Source organism: Mesorhizobium sp. WSM4844 (genome assembly GCF_055811775.1).
The window spans coordinates 48,944-68,651 of record NZ_JBVVQB010000005.1 but is presented as its reverse complement, the minus strand read 5'-3'; the positions used below and the strand labels follow the sequence as shown (position 1 = coordinate 68,651).

Genomic DNA, 19,708 nt, shown 5'->3' with positions numbered 1-19,708 from the left:
ACGGTGCTCTCGGCAATCGCGATCGATTGAGTGTGTGCAGTTCGCTCGATTAGTCCGTATAATCCGCACAAACTTATGGGGCGGAGCCATAAATGCAGCGCGGACGAACCGATATGCTTCTGGCCTTTCTGGCGGTTGCGCGGGAGGGCAGCTTCACGCGCGCCGCTGCGCAGCTCGGAATTTCGCAGTCCACGCTCAGCCACACGGTCCGCGATCTGGAAGAGCGCCTGGGCATTCGGCTGCTGACGAGAACGACCCGCAGCGTTTCGCCTACAGAGGCCGGCGAGCGGCTGCTGCGCAATATCGGCCCGCGCTTTGAGGAGATCGAGGCCGAGGTCGAGGCGTTGAGCGAATTGCGGGAGAAGCCCGCCGGCACCATTCGGCTCACGGCAAGCGATCACGCGTTCAACGCCGTCATCTGGCCGAAGCTGGCGAAGCTCCTGCCGGACTATCCCGACGTCACCGTCGAGGTCTTCCTCGACAACGCACTGACGGATATTGCTGCCGAACGGTTCGACGCGGGCGTGCGAATGGGAGAGCGTGTTGCAAAAGACATGATCGCGGTGCGCGTCGGACCGGACATCCGCTTCGCCGTTGTCGGGACGCAGTCGTATTTCGCCAGGCGGCCGCCGCCAACGACGCCGCAGGAGCTGACCGAACACGTTTGCATCAACCAGCGCTTTTCCATCAATGGCGGGCTTTGGGCCTGGGACTTCGAGCGCGATGGTCGCGAGCTGAAGGTGCGGGTGGACGGCCAGATCGTCCTCAATGGCACCCTCGAGATTCTCGAGGCGGCGCTGGCTGGTTTCGGCCTCGCCTATGTGCCGGAGGATGTCGCGGAGCGTCATCTGGAAAGCGGCCGCCTGATGCGGGTGCTGGATGAGTGGTCACCGCCCTGGCCGGGATATCACCTCTACTATCCCAGCCGTCGCCAAGCGTCGCCGGCTTTCGCCCTGCTCGTCGATGCGCTCCGCTTCTCGGGGTGAGGCCATGCAGTGCGATTGAGATCCAATGGGTCGTGACATCCGCCGAGGAACCGGATCGATGCCAGGCCGACGACCGCGAGGCCAACGATGATTTCGGGCCAGCCGGGGCAAGCGGGTGCGGCATTTGCGTGCATCGGAAACTGTTCGCGACATTGCAGGGGCTTCTCTGCAGGACGAGGATGGCGAGGGCCGGCAAGGAAATCGATCCCGACGCTCACCGAAAAGCTCGCCATCCCGGCCCGCATCAGCCTTCGCTCGGCACCGGCGTGTTGAGCAGCTGCTGCTCCCACAGGTACGCCATGCCGCTGCCGGCCATGTGATCCTTGAGGAGCTCGATCAATGCAGGCAGGGTCTTGGCCCTCGTGTAGTCGCGCTGCCATTCGCACGCGAGCGCCATCCACGTCATCATGTTGCAGCCGGCCGCGATCATGCGCTGGATCGCCACCTCATGGGCTTCAACCGACACGCCGCCGCAGGCGTCCGTGATGACCGTGACGTCCCATCCTTCGCCGGCAGCCTGGATCGCCGGCATCGCGACGCAGATCTCCGTGAACAGACCGGCGATGATCAACTGCTTGCGGCCGGTCTTCTTGACCGCGTCGACGACCTTCTGGTCTTCCCAGGTGTTGATAAGCATCCGGTCGATCACCTCCTGGCCAGGGAAGACGTCGGTGATCTGCGGAAAGATGAGCCCGCCTCGGTCCGCGAGCACGCTCGTGAGGATGGTCGGTACGCTAAATGCCTTGGCAGCCTTCGCCAGACCCGTAGCATTGTTGACCGCCATATGCGGGTCGTGGCTGTTCAGGTTCGTGAGCTGGTAAGGCTGGTGGTCGATCAGAACGAGTACCGAGTCTTCGGGACGAAGAAGCGAATCAAGGCCGTTACGGGGGGTCATCAAGACTTCCTTTCTCTGCCGTTGTGGACGGCAATGGGTTCACGCGGAGACATGCGCCGGCGGGCGACGTTGCCTTGCCGCAATTTGCTGTTCCTTTGGGTGATGCGGTAGTGCCATAGTCAGGCAAGCTGTGTCGCGAAATGAGGAACGTCGAATGGACATCGAAGATCTACAGACATTCGTCGCAGTGGCCGATGCAAGGGGCGTATCGGCCGCAGCGCGCCGGCTCGGCGTCTCCAAATCGATCGTCAGTCGGCGACTTTTCCGGATAGAAGCAGAGCTTGGCGTCCAGCTGCTTGCACGAACGACCCGCGGCGCCGCGCTCACCGAAGCGGGAACCACTTTCAGGGATCATGCGGCCCGGGCGAGCGCCGAGATCGACACGGCCAGGGAAACGATTCTCCCGACCGGTGAGCTGCGCGGCCGCCTGAGGGTTGCCATGCCACTTACTTTCGGCGCGACCCACTTCGCCCCCGTGCTCGCGGAAATGGCGCGTCTGCACCCGAAACTTCACATCCATACTTCCTACAGCGATCGCTTCGTCGATCTCATCGCAGAGGGTTTCGATTGCGCGATCCGGGGCGCCTATCTTCAGGACTCCAACCTGATCGCGAAGCGCGTCGGGCCGATCCATGGAAAGCTTGTCGCGAGCCCGGATTACATCAAGGCGCACGGGTCACCCGAGTCTCCGGACGAACTCGTCACCCATCAGGCCCTCATGCAGGGAACGGAAGCCTGGCAGTTCATGGATGGCGACAGGATTGTTGCGGTCCAGCCGCAGGGCAGGTTCAAGGCTGACAGCGCCACGGCGCTTGCCGCCGCCGCGGTGGCAGGTCTCGGCATCGCCTGGCTCCCCGATTGCATCACGCATGAATATGTGGCCTCCGGCGCGCTGGTCCCGACCATGACACGCTATCCGGTACCTCCGGGGGCCGCATATGTCGTCCGCCCGCCCGGTCAGCATCCCACGCGGAAAGTGCGGGTGCTCACCGAGTTGCTGATCGAGTATTTTAAACAGAACCCGGATCTTTGGGGAGTTGATCGTTAGAACGCGAACGGTTCAAAGCATTGTCAAGGAACCGTGTTCGACGGTCGCTCTACTACGAGCCGCTGAGCTCGACGACATTGCCCGCACGTTCCACTTGCTGCGACACAGCTTGACCTATCACAGGACTAGTTGGGCAGACGGTCGCTCGCCAGTTTAGGCATTTGTCGGGCCGAAAGCGCTCTTCCCGCTCGCGATTCGGATTAGTCGAAATCGGGCATTCGCATCGGCAAGGGCGAGGCTGTCTGGACGGCCTAAGTGAGGATGACGCGCATGAGTTGGAACCCAGCAATCGAACCCGGGCGGCGGCGCAACGCTCAGCGGACCGCGCTATATCTGGTGGAACCCGTCGCCTCCTCGAAGGACCGCATCGAAGAAGCGAAGGCCGAATGGCGCGCCGAGGACTGGGGCAAGAGACGTTTCGATCTCCCGATCGATGACCGAGATGAGCACATTCCCTACCGGACTGACCGGCGCTAAGACTGACCGGCGCTAGAAAGAGGTCGCCTGGGTGCACGGACCCGGGCGGTTCAGACGAGATGACGCGTCGCGTGCCGAGTATGTTTCTGAATGGAGAAAGCACAATGAGCAACAAGTGGCCCCACCTGGACTACCTCGGCTGGCGCGAGACGTGTTCGGCCCTGCATCTCTATTTGCAGATCGCAGGAAAATATCGCCTTGCTCATACCCCGTGGCTCAACCATTCCTGGAACGCGACCTTCTATGTCACGCCGCTCGGCCTGACCTCCTCGCCGATCCCCGACGGCCCGGGCATCGAGATCCTCTTCGACCTTCGGGACCATATCGTTGTCGGCACATGCGGCAATGGTCGCAAGGCATCGTTTACGCTCGGGCCATCCACAGTCGCGGCGTTCCACGCCAATTTCGTGCAGTTGATTTCCGAACTTGGAGGCACGCCGACCTTTAACGGCAATCCGAACGAGGTGCCCAATCCCGTGCCGTTCACCGAAGATCATCGCGACCGGCCCTATGACCGGGAAGCCGTTCAGCGCTTCCATCACGCATCGGTGGCGGTCGACAGGGTATTCAATCGGTTCCGGACCTCCTTTCTTGGCAAGTCCAGTCCCGTTCACCTGTTCTGGGGCAGTTTTGACCTGGCCGTCACCCGCTTTTCAGGGCGGCGCGCGCCTCTCCATCCCGGCGGCATTCCTTCATTGCCCAACGATGTGGCACAGGAAGCCTACGACCGCGAGGTCTGCTCAGCCGGTTTCTGGCCCGGCGGTGGCGGCATCGATTACCCCGCCTTCTACGCCTACGCCTATCCGGCGCCGAGTGGCTTCAGGGGCGCATCGGCCCGGCCCGAGGGCGCGTTCTGGCATGAAGGCCTATCGGAATTCATCCTGCCGTACGATGCCGTTCAGTCGGCTGCAAATCCCGACGCGGCGCTTATGGAGTTTCTCGTCTCGACCTACGACGCTGCGGCCGATCTCGGAAGATGGGACCGCGACCTGCTCGACTGCATGCCGGGGCGGCGGGGTCAGGTGCGGCCGCATGACGCCGAGCAGCCGGCCCCTGCCTCTCCCTTGACCGCCGAAAAGGTCGAGCGGGAGGATACCGCATCGAAAGGACGCTACCGGATGCTCGTCGACGGCGTCGAAGCTGAGATGACCTATAGCCGGGCCGGCGAAGGGTTGATCATCATCGACCATACCGAAGTTCCAGCGGCGTTGCGTGGCCGCAAGGTCGGCGAGCGACTGGTACGCCAGGCGGTCGAGGATGCCCGGCGCGAAGGGGTCGCCATCATTCCGCTTTGTCCGTTCGCAAAAGCGCAGATCGACCGTCATCTCGAATGGCAGGACGTGCTGCGTCGGTCATAGGCTGCGCGTAACTCCCTCCACCCGCCAAACGGACCGGCTCCGAGATGACTGATCGACCGCAAAAGTGGATGACGCGCGACTTCGTGTTTATAGCGCCGCCCTCGTTTCCCGACGTTGTCGCACGCCAACCCGAGCGCTTCGACCTGCGGCCATTCCCGCGTGACAAGGAATTGCCGTCGCTTTTCGTGCTCGTACTCGACCCAAACAAGCGGTGGGAGTTCGACGAGGCGTTCGCACCGCTTGCGATGGATCTCATCGGGCCGAACGGTCCTGCCGAATGGTCCCTTGTAACCATGCAGGTGCTGGGTCGGGAAGCACGGTATGGAACGGGCATCGGATCGTCTGCCATAGGGGCATCGGACGCCGCCGGCGTGACGCTCGTGCGGGGGCGGGATGATTGCGCGTGGGTATTCGGCTGGCGTTCTGCCGCGGGCAATCAGGATACTGTGGAGACGGACTACAATGTGCTTATGCAGAGCTTGCAGGCACGGACTGACCGGATCGGCGAAAAGATGCTTCGGTCACAATATGAGGGCCAGGAGAAGAAGCATCGCGCGACCATCGAGGCGATCGATGCGGGACGGAGAGGAAGGGATGCCGCCTCCGTTCCGGCTGACGGTATATGGCCGGCTGACGGTATATGGGATGAACGTTTTGCCGCCGCCTTGGGAGAAAACAATGCATCGGCGGTGGCGCATCTCTGGGCGGACGCAGTCGCACTGGTGGAGGAACCTTTTGGCGAAAAGGCACCACTTGCCGCCAGCCGCATCGGCGGCGGGCCGGATCTGCCGCCGAACGCATGGCCAAGCAACGCGCGTGGAATGCGTCATCCGTTCCTGATGCAAATCAATCTTGCCGAGATCACGGCTGCCTGCGGACCGATGCGGCCTCTGCCCGAAAGGGGGCTTTTGTCGTTCTTCATTCACGGCGATGCTCTGCTGGTCGATGTCGTTTACACACCGCCAGACGTGTCGCTGGCGCGCCATCCAATGACCGAAGCCATCATCGCGGCCTCGGCCGCCGCTGTCGCGATAGCCAGGAATCTCGACCCAACTACGCCGCCGGGCCCTTTGCCGCACACGGAAGGAGACCTGGTTACGGCGGAGTTGATGGCGGACGGACCGTTGAAGTTCGCGCACACGCCTGATCCGGTCTGGGCGGTGGGCGAGCCCGGGATGGCATTTGAGGCGCTGTCGGACGAACGCTGGGCGAGCGCAGCATATGCGCGCTTGCGGCCCAGACAAACCCGGTCGTTCGACGCCTCGACTGCAGAGATGCGTATCGAAGAGACGGACATTGGTTCGCTCGATGACCTTTACGAAACCCATGATGCGTTCGCGCGTGCCTTGATCGGTCCACGCGTCGGCTCAGCATCACTTCGGATCCATCAAATGCTTGGCCACGCGACGATCCGGGGCAATCTCGACTGCCGTGAGGAAGCGGCAAGGTCGGCCGTGTCCAAGGGCCACGCCGATCTAGATGACCCAGATGGCTGGACCGTCCTCGTCTGGCTACGCGCTGGCTCGGCGACCGGCCGCGAGTTCTGGGACGCCGACGATCTCGTCATCATGGCCCCTGCCGTGGACCTTGCGGACCACCGCTGGAACCGTTGCGTTCTCCTGTCCGGCTAGTCGTTTCACAGGCATTTATTACTTCCACCAGGCGCCGTGCCATGCGCCACGAACGAGCAGGAGCCGCATCATGCGCTACCTCATCGATATCAAGTTCGTGACTAGACCCGGCTTGACTTCAAGCACTGGCGCGGGAGCCTCGACATGACCGATGTCCCTCAACTGCTCTGGGGACAAATCCGCGATTGCCCGACGTCTTGAGGCGGTCAGGTGCCAAGACTTGAGGGCCGCGACTGTGGTCGCCAGGACAAATCCAATTAGTCGCGACGAGTGATGGACGCGAGTATCTGCTCGAGGCATTTCAGCCTCCCCTTTCCAGCCATCCGCTCCTTCCCTTGCCGCCGAGGCAATGGTAGGGAGGCTACAGGACCGATAGAAGTGCCAATTCAGCGATTCTCGGCCAGTCCAATTGCGATTGGCATGGTGACACCGGCAAGGCCCTGCCGCCAAGGCAGCGAAGGACGCAGGAGACCGGTCGAACTCTGGTGCAACCGTCAGACCAACTCCAACTGCAGAACAATGACGGCGTTTCACGTAAGCCTGGTCGGGCGCAAAGACCTCAGCGGCGAGATCTATCGTCAGATCCGGCGCGCCGTTCTGGATCGACGGCTGCGGCCCGGCGACCCTCTGCCGCCTGGCCGCGAACTGGCGCGGGCGCTGGCCGTGTCGCGTGCGACCGTGACGGTGGCTTATGAACGGCTCGCCGCGGAAGGGTTCCTGACGTCCCGGCAGGGGTCCGGGACATTCGTCAGCGAACTGGTCACGCCGGCCGAGCGTGAAAAGGCAGGACGCCGACCCGCTGGCACACTCCAGCCGCTGCCGCTTTGGGAAGCGATGTCACCGCCGGTCACGTTCGAGCCGGCCCGGTTCGACTTCCGCTCTGGGCTTTGCGATGCTTCGCTGTTTCCGCACAGGTCATGGCGGCGGTCGGTGACCTGGGCGCTGCATTCGGGCGAAACGACTGCCGGCGTTTATGAACACCCTGCCGGGCATCACGATCTCAGGGTCGCCATCGCCCGGCACATTGGCATCTCGCGAGGGATCGGGGCCTCAGCGGACGACATCATTGTCACGAACGGTACGCAGCAGGCGCTCGATATCCTGGCACGCGTCCTTTTGGCATCGGGCGACGGAATTGCCGTCGAAGATCCGAGCTATGGCCCTCCGAGGCGGTTGTTCAAGGCATCGGGCATTCGCGTGATCGGCGTACCCGTGGATCACCAAGGGCTGGTTGTCGAGGCGCTGCCGCGCGGAATCCGAGCAGTGTATGTCACGCCTTCCCACCAATTCCCGCTGTCGGTCACGATGACGCTGCCTCGCCGGCAGGCGCTGCTGGCCTGGGCCGAGCGGAACAATGCAGCCATCATCGAAGACGATTATGACAGTGAGTTCCGGTTCGGTGGCCGGCCTCTCGAACCGTTGCAGACGCTCGACACAAAGGGCCGGGTGATTTACGTCGGCTCCTTTTCGAAGACAATGCTTCCGACGCTTCGGCTGGGCTTCCTGGTAACGCCGCCATCGCTGCGGGAGGCCCTGCACAAAGCGAAATTCGTCAGCGACTGGCATTCATCGACGCTCGCGCAATCAGCACTGGCGCGTTTCATCAATGAGGGCGTGTTTGCGCGTCACCTGCGCCGGGTGGGCGCCATCTACCGGGAACGACACCAGATCCTCGCCGACACAATCTCGCGTGACTTTGCCGAGCACCTCGAGTTGATCCCGTCGACGTCGGGACTCCATATCACCGCTCTGGCCCGGACAATGTCGGCGGGCCAGATCGCCGAGATCGCCCGCCGCGCTGCCGATCGTGGCATCGCCGTCCAGGACCTGTCACGGTTCGCCGTGAGCACTATCCCACGCGCCGGGGTTATGCTGGGATATGGCGCCATTCCCACGGACCACATCGAAGAAGGGATGCGTTTGCTCCGCGCCTGTTTCGGCAATGAGCCGTGATGAACCAAGCACCGAGGGCAGCGCGCCGAAGAGGATGAAACTGGGCACCGCTATATGATTGAAGTCGCTCTGTAAAAACTGTCAGGCGGATTCAGGAGCCTTGGCCTTTGCGAGGTCCTGCAGGAACTCTTCCATCAGCGGCCTGTCACCGAACCGGCGGTAAGCGCGCTCTGCTTCCAGCGAGAATGCCGGATGCGCCTCGACCAGCCTTGCCATCGTCTGCTGGGCTGCCTCGACCTCGCCGCCCGCGCTCTGCAAAGCGGCCTGAATCAGAAGGCAGTTTGCATCGCGCGGCGCCCGGATCAGGCATTCTTCTATGACGGCGGAAGCCTCGTCGCGGCGGTCCGCCGCGTAGAGCGCCTGCCCGTGCACATAGGCGTAGTACTCGGGCGCCATAGGATGAAGGCGGCGGGCCCGCTCTGCGTTGGCGACGGCATCATCATATTCCCCGAAGCGAACCTGCGCCTTTGCAAGCGCCATCATGCTGTCGGGATCGTTAGGGTTGAGTTCGACAGCGCGCCGTGCGGCCTGCAAGCCGCCTGAATAGTCGCCCTGCAGGGCAAGCCCGAAGCTGATGACCTGATAGCCAAGGCCAAGATTGGGGTCGAGACGGACCGCCTGCCGAGCTTCGCTAAGCCCAAGATGGAGTTCCGGCGCGTTTTCCCGGCCGTCACCGCTCTGCGCCACGCTGGCAATAAAGGTCAGCGCGAGGCCTGCGCGGGCGGCCGCATAGGACGGGTCCATTTCAAGGGCGCGCTGGTAGAGGCCCCGCGCCTCCAGAATGTCCTGCGGGTCATCGCCGCCGTGCCGGTAGCGGTTGCGGGCCTGTAGCACGAGGTCATACGCCTGCAGATTGTCGGTCGGGCGTTCCGCTGCCGCCGCCGCCTCGCTCCTGCCGATATAGGGCGCGATCTGCGCAACGATTTCAGTGGTCAGCTCGCTCTGGACGGTGAACACGTCGGCGACCTGACGGTCAAAACTGCGCGACCACAGATGCGTGCCTGTCTTTACATCGATCAGCTGCGCCGACACGCGAAGCTGGTCGCCTTCACGGCGGGCGCTGCCTTCAACCACATAATCGACGCCGAGCTTTGCCCCGAGCTTGCGCACGTCTCTATCCTGCCCGTGCACGGCGTAGGTGGAATCGCGCGCGATTACCTGCAGCTCTGAATTGCGGGCAAGGGCTGTCGTCACATCCTCGGCCAGTCCGTCCGCGAAGTACGATTGCTCGCCGCTGCCGCTCATCGCGGCAAAAGGCATGACCGCCACTGACGGCCGGGGATCGGCGCTGCTCTGGTCCATCGACAAGACCCCCGGGATGCGGCTGACCATGGCTGCCAGGGGGAGCGGCTGGATTTGGGTGCCGATGAGGATGAGGGCTATGGCGGCTATGCCATAAGACCAGCGGGCGGCGGTGCTGCGCAGCACCTGCGGCACGTGCCGCCATGGCGACCACGCAGAGCCCGCGCGCCTTACGCGGTAGACGTTGAGAAGTTCGGGAATGTTCTTGGCCCGCCTGCGGCCGATGCGGACGAACCTGTCCGCGCTGTTGCGGTCGGCCGCCATCACCACGGCGCCGCTGACGAATATCTGCCCCGGATCGCACATGGCCTCAAGACGGGCGGCCACATTGACGCCGTCGCCGTATACGTCGCCGTCATCTTCGATGACATCGCCAAGATTGATGCCGATGCGCAGCTCGAACGGGCCCTTGTCGAAGCCCTCCTGTATGGCCAGCGCCGCATCGACCGCTTCGTTGACGCTGGGAAACATGGCGAGAAAGCCGTCTCCCGCCGTCTTGACGATGCGCCCGCCATGGCGGGCAGTGGTCGGGTCAATGAGCTCATCAAAAACAGCGCGCAGCTTCGCGTAGGTGGAAGCCTCGTTTTCAGCCATCAGCAGGCTGTAGCCGACGATATCGGCGGCCATGATTGCCGCGAGCTTGCGTTCCATCAGCATTATTCCTGAGCGGCGGCCATTGCAGGGACTACTACGCCTGACATTTAAGACGACGCACGCTTCAAGATTAGACCCATAATCCCGAATAGGCTTATCATACGGCTCACAAATGCGTGACCATTGTGGCCTATACCGTTCTGACCTTCGTCAGCCATCATCTGCTTCGTCCGGAGCCGTCCCCGCATCCGAAGCGGCGTTGGGCATGCTGGTCGGTGTGATTAATGCGCCTACGCTTGTCGGGCTCCGGGTAGGGAAGGGATGTTATTCGCGGCAGTGTCGCCACCGCGAATAATTCCTGAGCTTATGGGATTGCAGGCCGCGAGACCGGATTCGGTCCGCTGCTTGCGGATGTGGCCGTCAGGCCCGACGCCCGAACAGGTCGGCGTATCGCTGCAGGTAGAGCGGCCAGCCTTGATCGGCGGCGACACCATCGCGCACGCTTTCCCAGCCGGCGCCGTGGCGCTCCAGTTTGCGATGCTCGAGATCCAGGCGGGTCCGATTAGCCGTCTCGGCAGTGAAGCGGACTTCCCACTCGCTGGCCTTGTTCGGATCGGTCTCCAACCGCCATTGCGGGCTGATGTCCCAACTGAGCAGCACACGGTGCGGCGGCTCATAAGCCAGTACGCGCGCCCAGCGGCACTCGCTGCCGTCGACGCCGCGATCATAAATATGGCCGCCGACGCGCGGCTCGAACACGGTCTCGGCAATCGGCACGGCGAGCAGATTGTGCTCCCTGGGTTTGAACTTGCCAAAATCCTCCGTGAAGACCTCGAAGGCGCGCTCGATCGGCGCCTCGACCACGATCGAGTGCCTTACCAAGGTGTCTGCTGCTTGCGTGTTCATTTTTCACTCCTTTCGCGGTTGTTCGACAGCTTGCTTGAAGGCAGCGAGCGTCTTCATCCAGAACCGGTCGAGCTCTGTGCGAAGCGCCGCCAGCCCGTCGGGTTCGACGCGGTAGATGCGGTGCTTGCCGTCCGGCGTGGCAGCCACGAGCCCTGCCTCTTTCAACACCTTCAGATGCTGCGAGACCGCCGACCGGCTCACCGGCAGGGCACGCGCCAACTCGGTAACCGAACGCGGATGCTCGACCAAGAGTTCGAAGATCGTGCGCCTGGTGGGGTCGCCCAGGGCGGTCCAGCTGTTGTTCACGTTAGTCACCACTAACGCGTTAGCACGGACTAACGTGATGTGTCAACCTGCTACGGCAAAAAGACCCAGCGAATGAGGGGCGGGTGACTGACTTTGAAGTTGAGGTCGATCAAGCCTCGACAGCTAAGCCCGCGTCACGCCATTCGGGCAGGCCATCTTCCATGCGGCGTGCGCGGAAGCCGTGCTCACGCAGCAATGCGACCGCCTCGAACGACATCACGCACCACGGTCCGCGGCAGTAGGCGACGATCTCGGGCTTCGCCTCGAGGTCGGACAACCGCTGTTCCAGTTGGCCGAGGGGGACGTTGATCGCGCCGGGCAGATGTCCGAGCGCAAACTCATCGGGCGGTCGGACGTCGATGACTGTAACGAGCCCGTCTTTCATTCGCGCGGCCAGCTCTTCCCGGGACACGGGCTCCATATCGTCGCGCCGGTCGAAATAGCCCCTCACGATGCGTTCGACCTCGGCCGAATGCCGCTCGGCAACGACTCGAATGGAGGCGAAGGCGGCAAGTACGCTTTCATCTGCGAGCCGGTAGTTGACGAACTTGCCATCGCGCTCTGACGTCACGAGTCCGGCGCGGCGCATCGCCTGGAGATGCTGCGAGACATTCGCCACCGGACGCGCAAGCTTGGCGGCCAAGGCTTCCACGCTGCGCGGACCCTGCGCGAGTTGCTCGATCAGTTCCAGCCTCTGCGGATTGCCCAGAGCCTTCGCGACAACCGCGAACTGCTGGTAAAGTGCCTGCTTCGGATTGCGGATTGACATCAGGGTAGCAGCCACGCTAGTTCATTCAACATAATTATTGAATGATGCGTATCACACGGCCCCCGAGGAGACAAGTCCGTGGCCGAGAAGCCCCTTCAATCGCTTAGCAGCCTTGGCTCCGGCTCTGACGGCTCCCGAACGGGATTGATGTAGTGATGGCCGCACGCACCCGAGCCATCAATGCCGGTGCCGCATGACAACGATCGCGGCGCCAGCAGTGAGCCTCGGTCTCAAGGCCAACTGGCGGCAGTTCGCGCTGCTTGTGCTTATCAATGCATTCGTCGGCGGCATGGTCGGCATCGAACGCACCGTCGTGCCGTTGATCGGCTCAGAGGAATTCGGGCTCGCCTCGACCACGCTGGTCGTCTCCTTCATCGTCAGCTTCGGCGTCGTCAAGGCGCTGGCCAACCTTGTCTCCGGACTGCTCGCCGACAAATGGGGGCGCAAGCGCGTGCTGGTTATCGGCTGGCTGTTCGGCCTGCCGGTGCCCTTCATGGTCATTTGGGCGCCAGACTGGAACTGGGTCATCGCCGCCAACGCGCTGCTTGGCATCAGCCAGGGCTTCGCCTGGTCGATGACCGTCATCATGAAGGTCGACCTTGTCGGCCCGAAGGGGCGTGGCCTCGCCGTAGGGCTCAACGAGTTTGCCGGTTACCTCGCAGTCGGGATCACCGCCTTCCTCACCGGCTATCTCGCCAGTCGCTACGGTCTGCGACCAATCCCGATCTATCTCGGCGTCGGCTACGCAGTGCTGGGCACGGCGCTCTCGATCCTGCTCGTGCGCGACACGCGCGATCATGTGCGTGCGGAACTGGCGAACCATCCGCGCGAGGCCTCACCCCTTTCCTTCCGCGAGGTCTTTGCGTTGACCTCCTTTCGGGATCGCAACCTCTTTGCCGCTTCGCAGGCCGGGCTGGTGAACAACCTCAATGACGGCATGAGCTGGGGCATCTTTCCGCTCTTCTTCGCAGCCGGCGGGCTCGGTGTGGAGCGCATCGGCATTCTGAAGGCCGTCTATCCCGTCACCTGGGGTGTGCTGCAGGTCGTGACGGGACCGCTCAGCGACCGCTGGGGCCGCAAGGGCCTGATCGTCGCCGGCATGTGGGTGCAGGCGGCGGCGCTCTTTCTCACGGCGCTGACCGCGAATTTCGGCTGGTGGCTGGTGGCGAGCCTCCTGCTAGGACTTGGCACGGCGATGGTCTATCCGAGCCTGATCGCCGCGGTATCGGATGCGTCGCATCCTTCATGGCGCGCCCGCTCGCTCAGCGTCTACCGCTTCTGGCGCGATCTCGGCTACGCGATCGGTGCCCTCTCGGCGGGACTGATCGCCGACTTCTTCGGCCTGGCGTGGGCGATTGCCTCGATCGCCGCCCTCACTTTCCTGTCCGGTACCGTGGTCGCTTGCATGATGCGCGAAGGTCATGCCGGACGAAGCAGTTGAACGTCGCCTCGGATGCGCCCGCCTCCGCCGCGCCAGCGTCGGGTTCCTGACGTGCCACTCGCGCGAAATCACACAAAAAAGCAACCGGCCGTTCAAAACCGTTTCAAAAACCGATTTGAAACGCTGTCGCGCCGCTAACTGATTGAGATTATTGGCGCGCCCGAAGAGATTCGAACTCCTGACCCCCAGATTCGTAGTCTGGTGCTCTATCCAGCTGAGCTACGGGCGCGCAACAGGCCATGCTTTGAATGGCCCCCGATCCGGTCCTTAAACGACCGGCCGCGATGTGAGGTGTTCCCTAGCGACTGCATTTGCGAAAAGCAAGCCGATCCGGCAAAAGTTTTGTTGTTCGTGCCCTGGAGCGACCAGAGGGAGAGGATCAGACGGGCGAGGATCAGGCGGGACGGCGCAGGCCGTTGCGGGCCTGGTCGAGCCGGACCGGCTGGTCGGGAATGGTGACCGCGAATGTGGTGCGGCCGCCTCTGCTTTCGACAAGCTCCACCGTGCCGCCATGGGCGCGGATCAGTTCATAGGCGATTGCCAGGCCAAGGCCGGTGCCACCGCTGCGGGCCGAGCCGCGGAACGCCGCAAACAAATTCTCGCGCGCCTTCGGCGGCAGGCCGGGGCCGGTGTCGGTGACGGTGATGCGGCTGACGCTGCCGACGCGCTCGGCCGACACCGACAACCGACGCACCACCGCGCTTTCCGCGTCCGCCGCCAACGCCTGGACGGCGTTGCGGCAAAGATTGGTGAGCACGCGAAAAAGCTGATCGGAATCGGCATCCACCTCGAAAGCCAGATCGACGGCATTGACGAATTCTATGCCGCCTTCGGTGTCGAGCAGGCCGTGGACGTCATCGACCAGCTGGCGCAGCCTGAGCCTGCGGCGCGAGGGCGGCGGCTCCTGGGTCCGGCCATAGGCAAGCACACCTTCCGAATAGGATACGGCACGATCGAGCGCGCGCAGCAGTTTTGGCGCAAAGGCCTGCACGGTCGGGTCCTTGACCTGGCGCAGACGGTCCGACATCAGCTGCGCCGACGCCAGGATATTGCGCATGTCATGGTTGATCTTCGACACGGCGAGGCCAAGGTCGGCGAGATGCTTCTGCTCGGAGAGCATCTTTTGCAGCCGCTCCTGCATCTGCGAGAGCTCGCGCTCGGCAACGCCGATTTCGTCGGCGCGGGCAGCAGGGCGGATGATCCGCCCGGGGTCGTCGGGAGCCTCGGAGAAGGCCAGCATCGAGCGCGTCATCGTCCGGATCGGGCCGATCATGATCAGGTCTATGGCGGCATAGACCAGCATGGCGGTGAACAGCGAGATCAGCAGCGAGACGAAGGCGACGTTGCGCGAATAGATGAGCATGGCATTGCGCAGGCTGTAGTCGGGCATGATCAGCTCGAATTCCTTGTCGCTGTCGCCGACTGGCCCGAAAACGCGCAGCATCCGCTCGCCGCCGAACAACAGCGTGTCCAAGGCGCCGGTCATGCCCTCGATCAGGCCGACATTGGCAATGTCGATATGCTCGTCGACGTGCGGCGGCATCTCAGCCACCACCAGAAGCCGCGAGACACCGCCGTCGCGCACGGCGATCGCCTTGGCGCCGATCGCCATCAGCACATCGTTCTGGGCAGCGCGCGACAGCGAGGCGGGCTCTCCCTGCACCAGCACGATCGAGACGGCCGCGGCGGTGCTCAGCCGCTCTTTCAGCCAGCTCAGCCGGTAGCTGGCGATCCAGGGCAGAAAGATGAGGACCTCGGCCAGGAGCACGAAGACGATGGTGAGCAGCAGGAGCTTTGTCGACAATCCACGCGACAACGGCACCCTGCGGGCGGCTGCGGTCGCCCGATCGGTGCTTTCGTCCGCGGATGGGATTTCACTCATGCTGCTTTTTCTTCACGATCACTTGATCGGCCAAGATTAGGCTATTGCGGCTTTTTTGCCAATTTCATCCTTCGTCCCAATCAGGGATAAGACCGCCCAGACCTCGGCCACACGCCAGCCGTTGGCCCGAGACGCCGGAATGTCGGGGCCGGTGTCGGCCCCGGATTGACTTCCAAAACCCTTCTTTCTATAAGCCCGCTCACGCTCGGGCCATTCGTCCCGGCGCGGTTTCGATCGCGCCAAAGCCGGCCGGGCAAAGCTCCTGTTACACAGTGACAGAATCAAGAAGGGCCGCACCCCGCGGTATTAAAACAAATGAAGCGTACCTACCAACCGTCCAAACTCGTCCGCAAACGCCGGCACGGTTTTCGTGCCCGCATGGCTACCAAGGGTGGTCGTGGCGTCGTCGCAGCCCGCCGCAACCGCGGCCGCAAGCGGCTCAGCGCCTGAACGGAAGACGAGATCGTTGCCCGCAACCGGCAAGCCAGTGGGAGCACATCCCAAGCGGCTTCTGAAGCGCGCGGAATTCCTGGCCGTCCGGCGTGGCGAAAAGCGCCGCGGGCGGCTTTTTCTCGTTGAGGTTCTCGACCGCAGCGACGCAGCGGCGCCTCGCGTCGGCTACACCGTCACCAAGAAGGTCGGCAACGCAGTCGTCCGCAACCGCATCCGGCGGCGGCTGAGAGAAGCCGTGCGCACGCATGCCGCGGGTGACATGAAGCCAGGCAATGACTATGTCATCGTCGGGCGCGAAGATGTGCTTGCCATTCCGTTCGGCCAGTTAAAGGCCGAACTCTCACGCCGACTGCGCGGAACACGATAGGCCAAGGCTTTCGATGGAAAACAACCGGAACTTCTTCATCACCATCGCGCTGTCGGTGCTGATCCTGTCGCTTTGGCAGTATTTTTACGTGCTGCCGCACAGCGAGGCGCAACGCGAGGCGGCCCGTATCGAAGAGCAGCGGCTAGCCGAGCAGAAGAAGGCGGCCGAAGCCGCCAGTCCGGGCGGCAGCGAAACGCCGGTGCCGCAGCAAGGCGCCATTCCTAATGCACCCAATGCACCTGGAACCGACGGCACGACGCTGGCCAGCCGCGAGCAGGCGCTGGCGTCGACGGAGCGCGTCAGGATCGACACGCCGAGCCTGGAGGGCTCGATCAATCTCACCGGCGCCCGTCTCGACGACCTCAAGCTCAAGCACTACAGGCTGACGGTCGACAAGAACTCGCCCGAGATCGAACTGCTCAACCCGGCAGCGCTGCCTACGGGCTACTATGCCGAGATCGGCTTTATCGGCAGCGACAAGACCGGCACGGTGCCGGGCCCGGAAACGGCGTGGACCGTCGACGGCAATGCGACGCTGACCCCGGCGACCCCGGTCACGCTGAGCTTCACCAACGACAAGGGCCTGACCTTCAAGCGCACCTTCTCCGTCGACGGCGACTACATGTTCACCGTCTCGGACACGGTGCAGAATTCGGGTTCAGCTCCTGTCACGCTGTCGAATTACGGCCGTGTCACGCGTTTCGACAAGCCTGCCGTTGCCAGCATCTATGTGCTGCATGAGGGGCTGATCGGCGTCACCGGCACGGAAGGCCTGCAGGAACACACATATTCGTCGATCGAGGAGGACAAGCAGTTCACGCCGAGCAAGTCGACCGATGGCTGGTTGGGCATCACCGACAAATACTGGGCGGTGACGCTGGTGCCGACCGAGAAGCAGCAGTTCCAGCCGCGTTACGCCTATTTCGAGGACGGCCGCCCGCGCTACCAAGCCGACTTCCTCACCGACCCGATCACCGTCGATGCCGGCCAGTCGGCGACGGTCGAGAGCGAAATCTTCGCCGGCGCCAAGGAAGTCGCCAAGGTCAACGCCTATGCCGAAGACCGCAATATCAGGCTGTTCGACCGCTTGATCGACTGGGGATGGTTCATCTGGATCACCAAGCCGATGTTCTACCTGATTGACACGATGTACAAATTCTTCGGCAATTTCGGCCTGGCCATCCTGGCCACCACCGTCGTCGTCAAGGCCGCCTTCTATCCGCTCGCCAACAAGTCCTACGCGTCGATGGCGAACATGAAGAAGGTGCAGCCCAAGATGCTCGAGATCCGCGAGAAATACGCGGACGACAAGATGAAGCAGCAACAGGCGATGATGGAGCTCTACAAGACCGAGAAGATCAATCCGCTCGCCGGCTGCTGGCCGGTGGCGCTGCAGATCCCGGTCTTCTTTGCGCTCTACAAGGTGCTCTACATCACCATCGAGATGCGGCACGCACCGTTCTTCGGCTGGATTCAGGATCTGGCGGCGCCCGATCCGACCTCGATCTTCAACCTGTTCGGCCTCATCCCGATCGCGCTGCCGGATATGTTGATGATCGGCGTCTGGCCACTGATCATGGGCCTGACCATGTTCCTGCAGATGCGCATGAACCCGACGCCGCCGGACCCGACGCAAGCCATGATCTTCACCTGGATGCCGGTGGTCTTCACGTTCATGATGGCGGGTTTTCCGGCCGGCCTCGTCATCTACTGGGCCTGGAACAATCTGCTTTCGATCATCCAGCAAGGCGTGATCATGAAGCGGCAGGGCGCCAAGATCGAATTGTGGGACAATCTGGTCGCACTGTTCCGGAAGAAACCGTCGCCGGCGGAATAGACGGCGCTGCCTGCCGAATCCAGGAAAGCCCGGCGCGGCGGTAGACGCCGCCGCGCCCTATAAGCTCCGCTGTCGTTTCAGGAGCGCGTTCCCGTCGATGAACAGGTAAGGATGATCCGCTGCGCACGCGGTCGGTGCTGCCGGGCGGATCGCGCTATTTGACCTGCTGTTTCGTCGATGGAGCCAGACCATGATCGGACCCAACCCCAACATCAAGCACCCGATCCCGATGCATAGCCGCGTCGGCTTCCTGAAGGGGCTGGTCACGGCGCCGAACATCGAGATCGGCGACTTCACCTATTATGACGATCCGGACGGGCCGGACAAATTCGCCGAGCGATGCGTGCTTCATCACTATCCATTCATCGGCGACCGGCTGATCATCGGCAAGTTCTGCGCCATCGCCGAGGGCGCGCGCTTCATCATGAACGGCGCCAATCATGCCATGTCCGGCTTTTCGACCTATCCGTTCAACATCTTCGGTCATGGCTGGGAAGAGGGTTTCGATCCGGCGACCTGGTCGAAGGAATTGCGCGGCGACACAGTGATCGGCAATGATGTATGGATCGGGATGGAAGCGGCGATCCTGCCCGGCGTGGCGATCGGCCATGGCGCCATCGTTGCGGCAAAGTCGGTGGTGACGCATGACGTGGCGCCCTATGCGATCGTCGCCGGCAATGCGGCCAAGGTGGTTAAGATGCGTTTCGACGACAGGACCATCCGGCGGCTTTTGGCGGCGGCGTGGTGGGATTGGCCGGTGGAAAAGATCAGCCGCAACCTCAATGCCATTCGTGGCGCCGATATTTCTGTTCTGGAGGCAGCGGTTTGAACGCGTTGAACAAGTCCGTGATCGGCATCGAGCTGTTCACGCGGCCGTGGATATTCATCCGCGGCGTGCCGGCGATGAAGTTCCTGCCGCCGGAAGGACCGCCGGAGATCGCCTTTGCCGGCCGCTCGAATGTCGGCAAATCGTCGCTGATCAACGCGCTGGTCAATCAGAAGGGACTGGCGCGCACGTCCAATACGCCAGGGCGGACGCAGGAACTCAACTATTTCGTTCCGGGCGGGTTTTCCGGCGAAGGCGCCGACCTGCCGCCGATGGCGCTGGTCGACATGCCGGGCTACGGCTACGCCACTGCGCCCAAGGAAAAGGTCGACGACTGGACGAAACTCGTCTTCGACTATCTCAAGGGCCGCGTCACCCTGAAGCGCGTCTACGTGCTGATCGACGCCCGCCACGGCATCAAGGCCAAGGACGACGAAGTGCTGTCGCTGCTCGACAAGGCGGCGGTGTCCTATCAGATCGTGCTGACCAAGACCGACAAGATCAAGGCGGCCGGCGTGCCGCGATTGGTCGAAGAGACACTGCAGAAGATCAAGAAGCGGCCGGCGGCGTTTCCGTTCGTCCTCGCCACGTCGTCGGAAAAAAACGAGGGCCTCGAGGAATTGCGCGCGGCGATCGTGCTGGCGGCCAATGGCGGCTAGAGCGGGATGCGTTCAAAT

Annotated in this window: 17 protein-coding genes, 1 tRNA gene and 1 pseudogene; 12 read left to right on the top strand and 7 right to left on the bottom strand. The window is 62.9% G+C overall.

Translation table 11 applies throughout. The features are described 5' to 3' along the window. Nucleotides 1-92 precede the first annotated feature (92 nt). Complete coding sequence (locus tag AC0L2A_RS06505) at nucleotides 93-986, top strand: LysR family transcriptional regulator (RefSeq protein ID WP_473607998.1); 894 nt, start codon at nucleotides 93-95, stop codon at nucleotides 984-986. 244 nt (nucleotides 987-1,230) lie between these two features. Here AC0L2A_RS06505 and AC0L2A_RS06500 read toward each other — a convergent pair whose 3' ends face one another. Continuing rightward, nucleotides 1,231-1,881 carry a hydrolase gene (locus AC0L2A_RS06500; RefSeq protein WP_473607997.1) on the bottom strand — a complete coding sequence of 217 codons (651 nt, stop codon included), beginning with the start codon at nucleotides 1,879-1,881 and terminating at the stop codon, nucleotides 1,231-1,233. A gap of 154 nt (nucleotides 1,882-2,035) precedes the next feature. On the opposite strand from AC0L2A_RS06500, the gene AC0L2A_RS06495 reads away from it, so the two are divergent. The 5 genes and pseudogenes from AC0L2A_RS06495 to pdxR all read left to right on the top strand — a co-directional run bounded on the left by AC0L2A_RS06495 (nucleotide 2,036) and on the right by pdxR (nucleotide 8,348). Beyond that, the gene (locus tag AC0L2A_RS06495) at nucleotides 2,036-2,929 is read left to right on the top strand and encodes a LysR family transcriptional regulator (protein WP_473607995.1); all 894 of its coding nucleotides are present in this window, start codon (nucleotides 2,036-2,038) and stop codon (nucleotides 2,927-2,929) included. Nucleotides 2,930-3,230: 301 nt separating this feature from the next. Further along, a pseudogene (locus AC0L2A_RS06490) lies at nucleotides 3,231-3,406 on the top strand (pirin-like C-terminal cupin domain-containing protein); the annotation flags it as partial. A gap of 104 nt (nucleotides 3,407-3,510) precedes the next feature. After that, nucleotides 3,511-4,764 (top strand): DUF5996 family protein, encoded by a 1,254-nt coding sequence (locus AC0L2A_RS06485; RefSeq protein WP_473607994.1) that lies wholly within the window; start codon nucleotides 3,511-3,513, stop codon nucleotides 4,762-4,764. A gap of 44 nt (nucleotides 4,765-4,808) precedes the next feature. Next, entirely contained in the window at nucleotides 4,809-6,395 is a 1,587-nt protein-coding gene (locus AC0L2A_RS06480) for a DUF1963 domain-containing protein (RefSeq protein ID WP_473607993.1), read from the top strand. A gap of 273 nt (nucleotides 6,396-6,668) precedes the next feature. Next, a complete protein-coding gene (gene pdxR / locus AC0L2A_RS06475) occupies nucleotides 6,669-8,348 on the top strand; it encodes a MocR-like pyridoxine biosynthesis transcription factor PdxR (protein ID WP_473607991.1) in 1,680 nt (559 codons plus the stop codon). An 81-nt stretch (nucleotides 8,349-8,429) separates the two neighbouring features. On the opposite strand, the gene AC0L2A_RS06470 is transcribed toward pdxR, so the two are convergent. The 4 genes from AC0L2A_RS06470 to AC0L2A_RS06455 form a co-directional block, all read right to left on the bottom strand. Then, a complete protein-coding gene (locus AC0L2A_RS06470; protein WP_473607990.1) occupies nucleotides 8,430-10,301 on the bottom strand; it encodes an adenylate/guanylate cyclase domain-containing protein in 1,872 nt (623 codons plus the stop codon). Between the two features lie 363 nt (nucleotides 10,302-10,664). Then, complete coding sequence (locus AC0L2A_RS06465; protein ID WP_473607989.1) at nucleotides 10,665-11,150, bottom strand: SRPBCC family protein; 486 nt, start codon at nucleotides 11,148-11,150, stop codon at nucleotides 10,665-10,667. Between the two features lie 3 nt (nucleotides 11,151-11,153). After that, nucleotides 11,154-11,465, bottom strand: a complete 312-nt coding sequence (locus AC0L2A_RS06460; RefSeq protein WP_473514496.1) for an ArsR/SmtB family transcription factor — start codon at nucleotides 11,463-11,465, stop codon at nucleotides 11,154-11,156. Between the two features lie 100 nt (nucleotides 11,466-11,565). Beyond that, nucleotides 11,566-12,225 carry an ArsR/SmtB family transcription factor gene (locus AC0L2A_RS06455; protein WP_473607987.1) on the bottom strand — a complete coding sequence of 220 codons (660 nt, stop codon included), beginning with the start codon at nucleotides 12,223-12,225 and terminating at the stop codon, nucleotides 11,566-11,568. A gap of 193 nt (nucleotides 12,226-12,418) precedes the next feature. Between AC0L2A_RS06455 and AC0L2A_RS06450 the strand changes: the two genes are divergently transcribed. Then, nucleotides 12,419-13,666: an MFS transporter gene (locus AC0L2A_RS06450; protein WP_473607986.1), complete on the top strand. Its 1,248-nt coding sequence runs from the start codon at nucleotides 12,419-12,421 to the stop codon at nucleotides 13,664-13,666. Between the two features lie 152 nt (nucleotides 13,667-13,818). Here AC0L2A_RS06450 and AC0L2A_RS06445 read toward each other — a convergent pair. Next, a tRNA-Arg gene (locus AC0L2A_RS06445) sits at nucleotides 13,819-13,895 on the bottom strand. Nucleotides 13,896-14,060: 165 nt separating this feature from the next. After that, the gene (locus AC0L2A_RS06440; protein WP_473607985.1) at nucleotides 14,061-15,548 is read right to left on the bottom strand and encodes an ATP-binding protein; all 1,488 of its coding nucleotides are present in this window, start codon (nucleotides 15,546-15,548) and stop codon (nucleotides 14,061-14,063) included. A gap of 315 nt (nucleotides 15,549-15,863) precedes the next feature. On the opposite strand from AC0L2A_RS06440, the gene rpmH reads away from it, so the two are divergent. From rpmH to yihA, 5 genes are all read left to right on the top strand, one after another. Further along, nucleotides 15,864-15,998 (top strand): 50S ribosomal protein L34, encoded by a 135-nt coding sequence (rpmH, locus tag AC0L2A_RS06435; protein ID WP_008833937.1) that lies wholly within the window; start codon nucleotides 15,864-15,866, stop codon nucleotides 15,996-15,998. 16 nt (nucleotides 15,999-16,014) lie between these two features. After that, entirely contained in the window at nucleotides 16,015-16,368 is a 354-nt protein-coding gene (rnpA, locus tag AC0L2A_RS06430; protein ID WP_027152119.1) for a ribonuclease P protein component, read from the top strand. A gap of 13 nt (nucleotides 16,369-16,381) precedes the next feature. Next, nucleotides 16,382-18,205: a membrane protein insertase YidC gene (yidC, locus tag AC0L2A_RS06425; protein ID WP_091596431.1), complete on the top strand. Its 1,824-nt coding sequence runs from the start codon at nucleotides 16,382-16,384 to the stop codon at nucleotides 18,203-18,205. A 190-nt stretch (nucleotides 18,206-18,395) separates the two neighbouring features. Continuing rightward, on the top strand, nucleotides 18,396-19,034 hold the full coding sequence (locus tag AC0L2A_RS06420; RefSeq protein WP_091596428.1) for a CatB-related O-acetyltransferase: 639 nt from the start codon (nucleotides 18,396-18,398) through the stop codon (nucleotides 19,032-19,034). After that, nucleotides 19,031-19,690, top strand: a complete 660-nt coding sequence (gene yihA / locus AC0L2A_RS06415; protein ID WP_091596425.1) for a ribosome biogenesis GTP-binding protein YihA/YsxC — start codon at nucleotides 19,031-19,033, stop codon at nucleotides 19,688-19,690. Before AC0L2A_RS06420 ends, yihA begins: the two co-directional genes overlap by 4 nt. Nucleotides 19,691-19,708 lie beyond the last annotated feature (18 nt).

Bases quoted from the DNA above. Each gene is read 5' to 3' on its own strand.
- AC0L2A_RS06505 (WP_473607998.1), top strand. From the start codon at position 93: ATGCAGCGCGGACGAACCGATATGCTTCTGGCCTTTCTGGCGGTTGCG.
- AC0L2A_RS06500 (WP_473607997.1), bottom strand. From the start codon at position 1,881: ATGACCCCCCGTAACGGCCTTGATTCGCTTCTTCGTCCCGAAGACTCG.
- AC0L2A_RS06495 (WP_473607995.1), top strand. From the start codon at position 2,036: ATGGACATCGAAGATCTACAGACATTCGTCGCAGTGGCCGATGCAAGG.
- AC0L2A_RS06485 (WP_473607994.1), top strand. From the start codon at position 3,511: ATGAGCAACAAGTGGCCCCACCTGGACTACCTCGGCTGGCGCGAGACG.
- AC0L2A_RS06480 (WP_473607993.1), top strand. From the start codon at position 4,809: ATGACTGATCGACCGCAAAAGTGGATGACGCGCGACTTCGTGTTTATA.
- pdxR (WP_473607991.1), top strand. From the start codon at position 6,669: ATGGACGCGAGTATCTGCTCGAGGCATTTCAGCCTCCCCTTTCCAGCC.
- AC0L2A_RS06470 (WP_473607990.1), bottom strand. From the start codon at position 10,301: ATGGAACGCAAGCTCGCGGCAATCATGGCCGCCGATATCGTCGGCTAC.
- AC0L2A_RS06465 (WP_473607989.1), bottom strand. From the start codon at position 11,150: ATGAACACGCAAGCAGCAGACACCTTGGTAAGGCACTCGATCGTGGTC.
- AC0L2A_RS06455 (WP_473607987.1), bottom strand. From the start codon at position 12,225: ATGTCAATCCGCAATCCGAAGCAGGCACTTTACCAGCAGTTCGCGGTT.
- AC0L2A_RS06450 (WP_473607986.1), top strand. From the start codon at position 12,419: ATGACAACGATCGCGGCGCCAGCAGTGAGCCTCGGTCTCAAGGCCAAC.
- AC0L2A_RS06440 (WP_473607985.1), bottom strand. From the start codon at position 15,548: ATGAGTGAAATCCCATCCGCGGACGAAAGCACCGATCGGGCGACCGCA.
- rpmH (WP_008833937.1), top strand. From the start codon at position 15,864: ATGAAGCGTACCTACCAACCGTCCAAACTCGTCCGCAAACGCCGGCAC.
- yidC (WP_091596431.1), top strand. From the start codon at position 16,382: ATGGAAAACAACCGGAACTTCTTCATCACCATCGCGCTGTCGGTGCTG.
- AC0L2A_RS06420 (WP_091596428.1), top strand. From the start codon at position 18,396: ATGATCGGACCCAACCCCAACATCAAGCACCCGATCCCGATGCATAGC.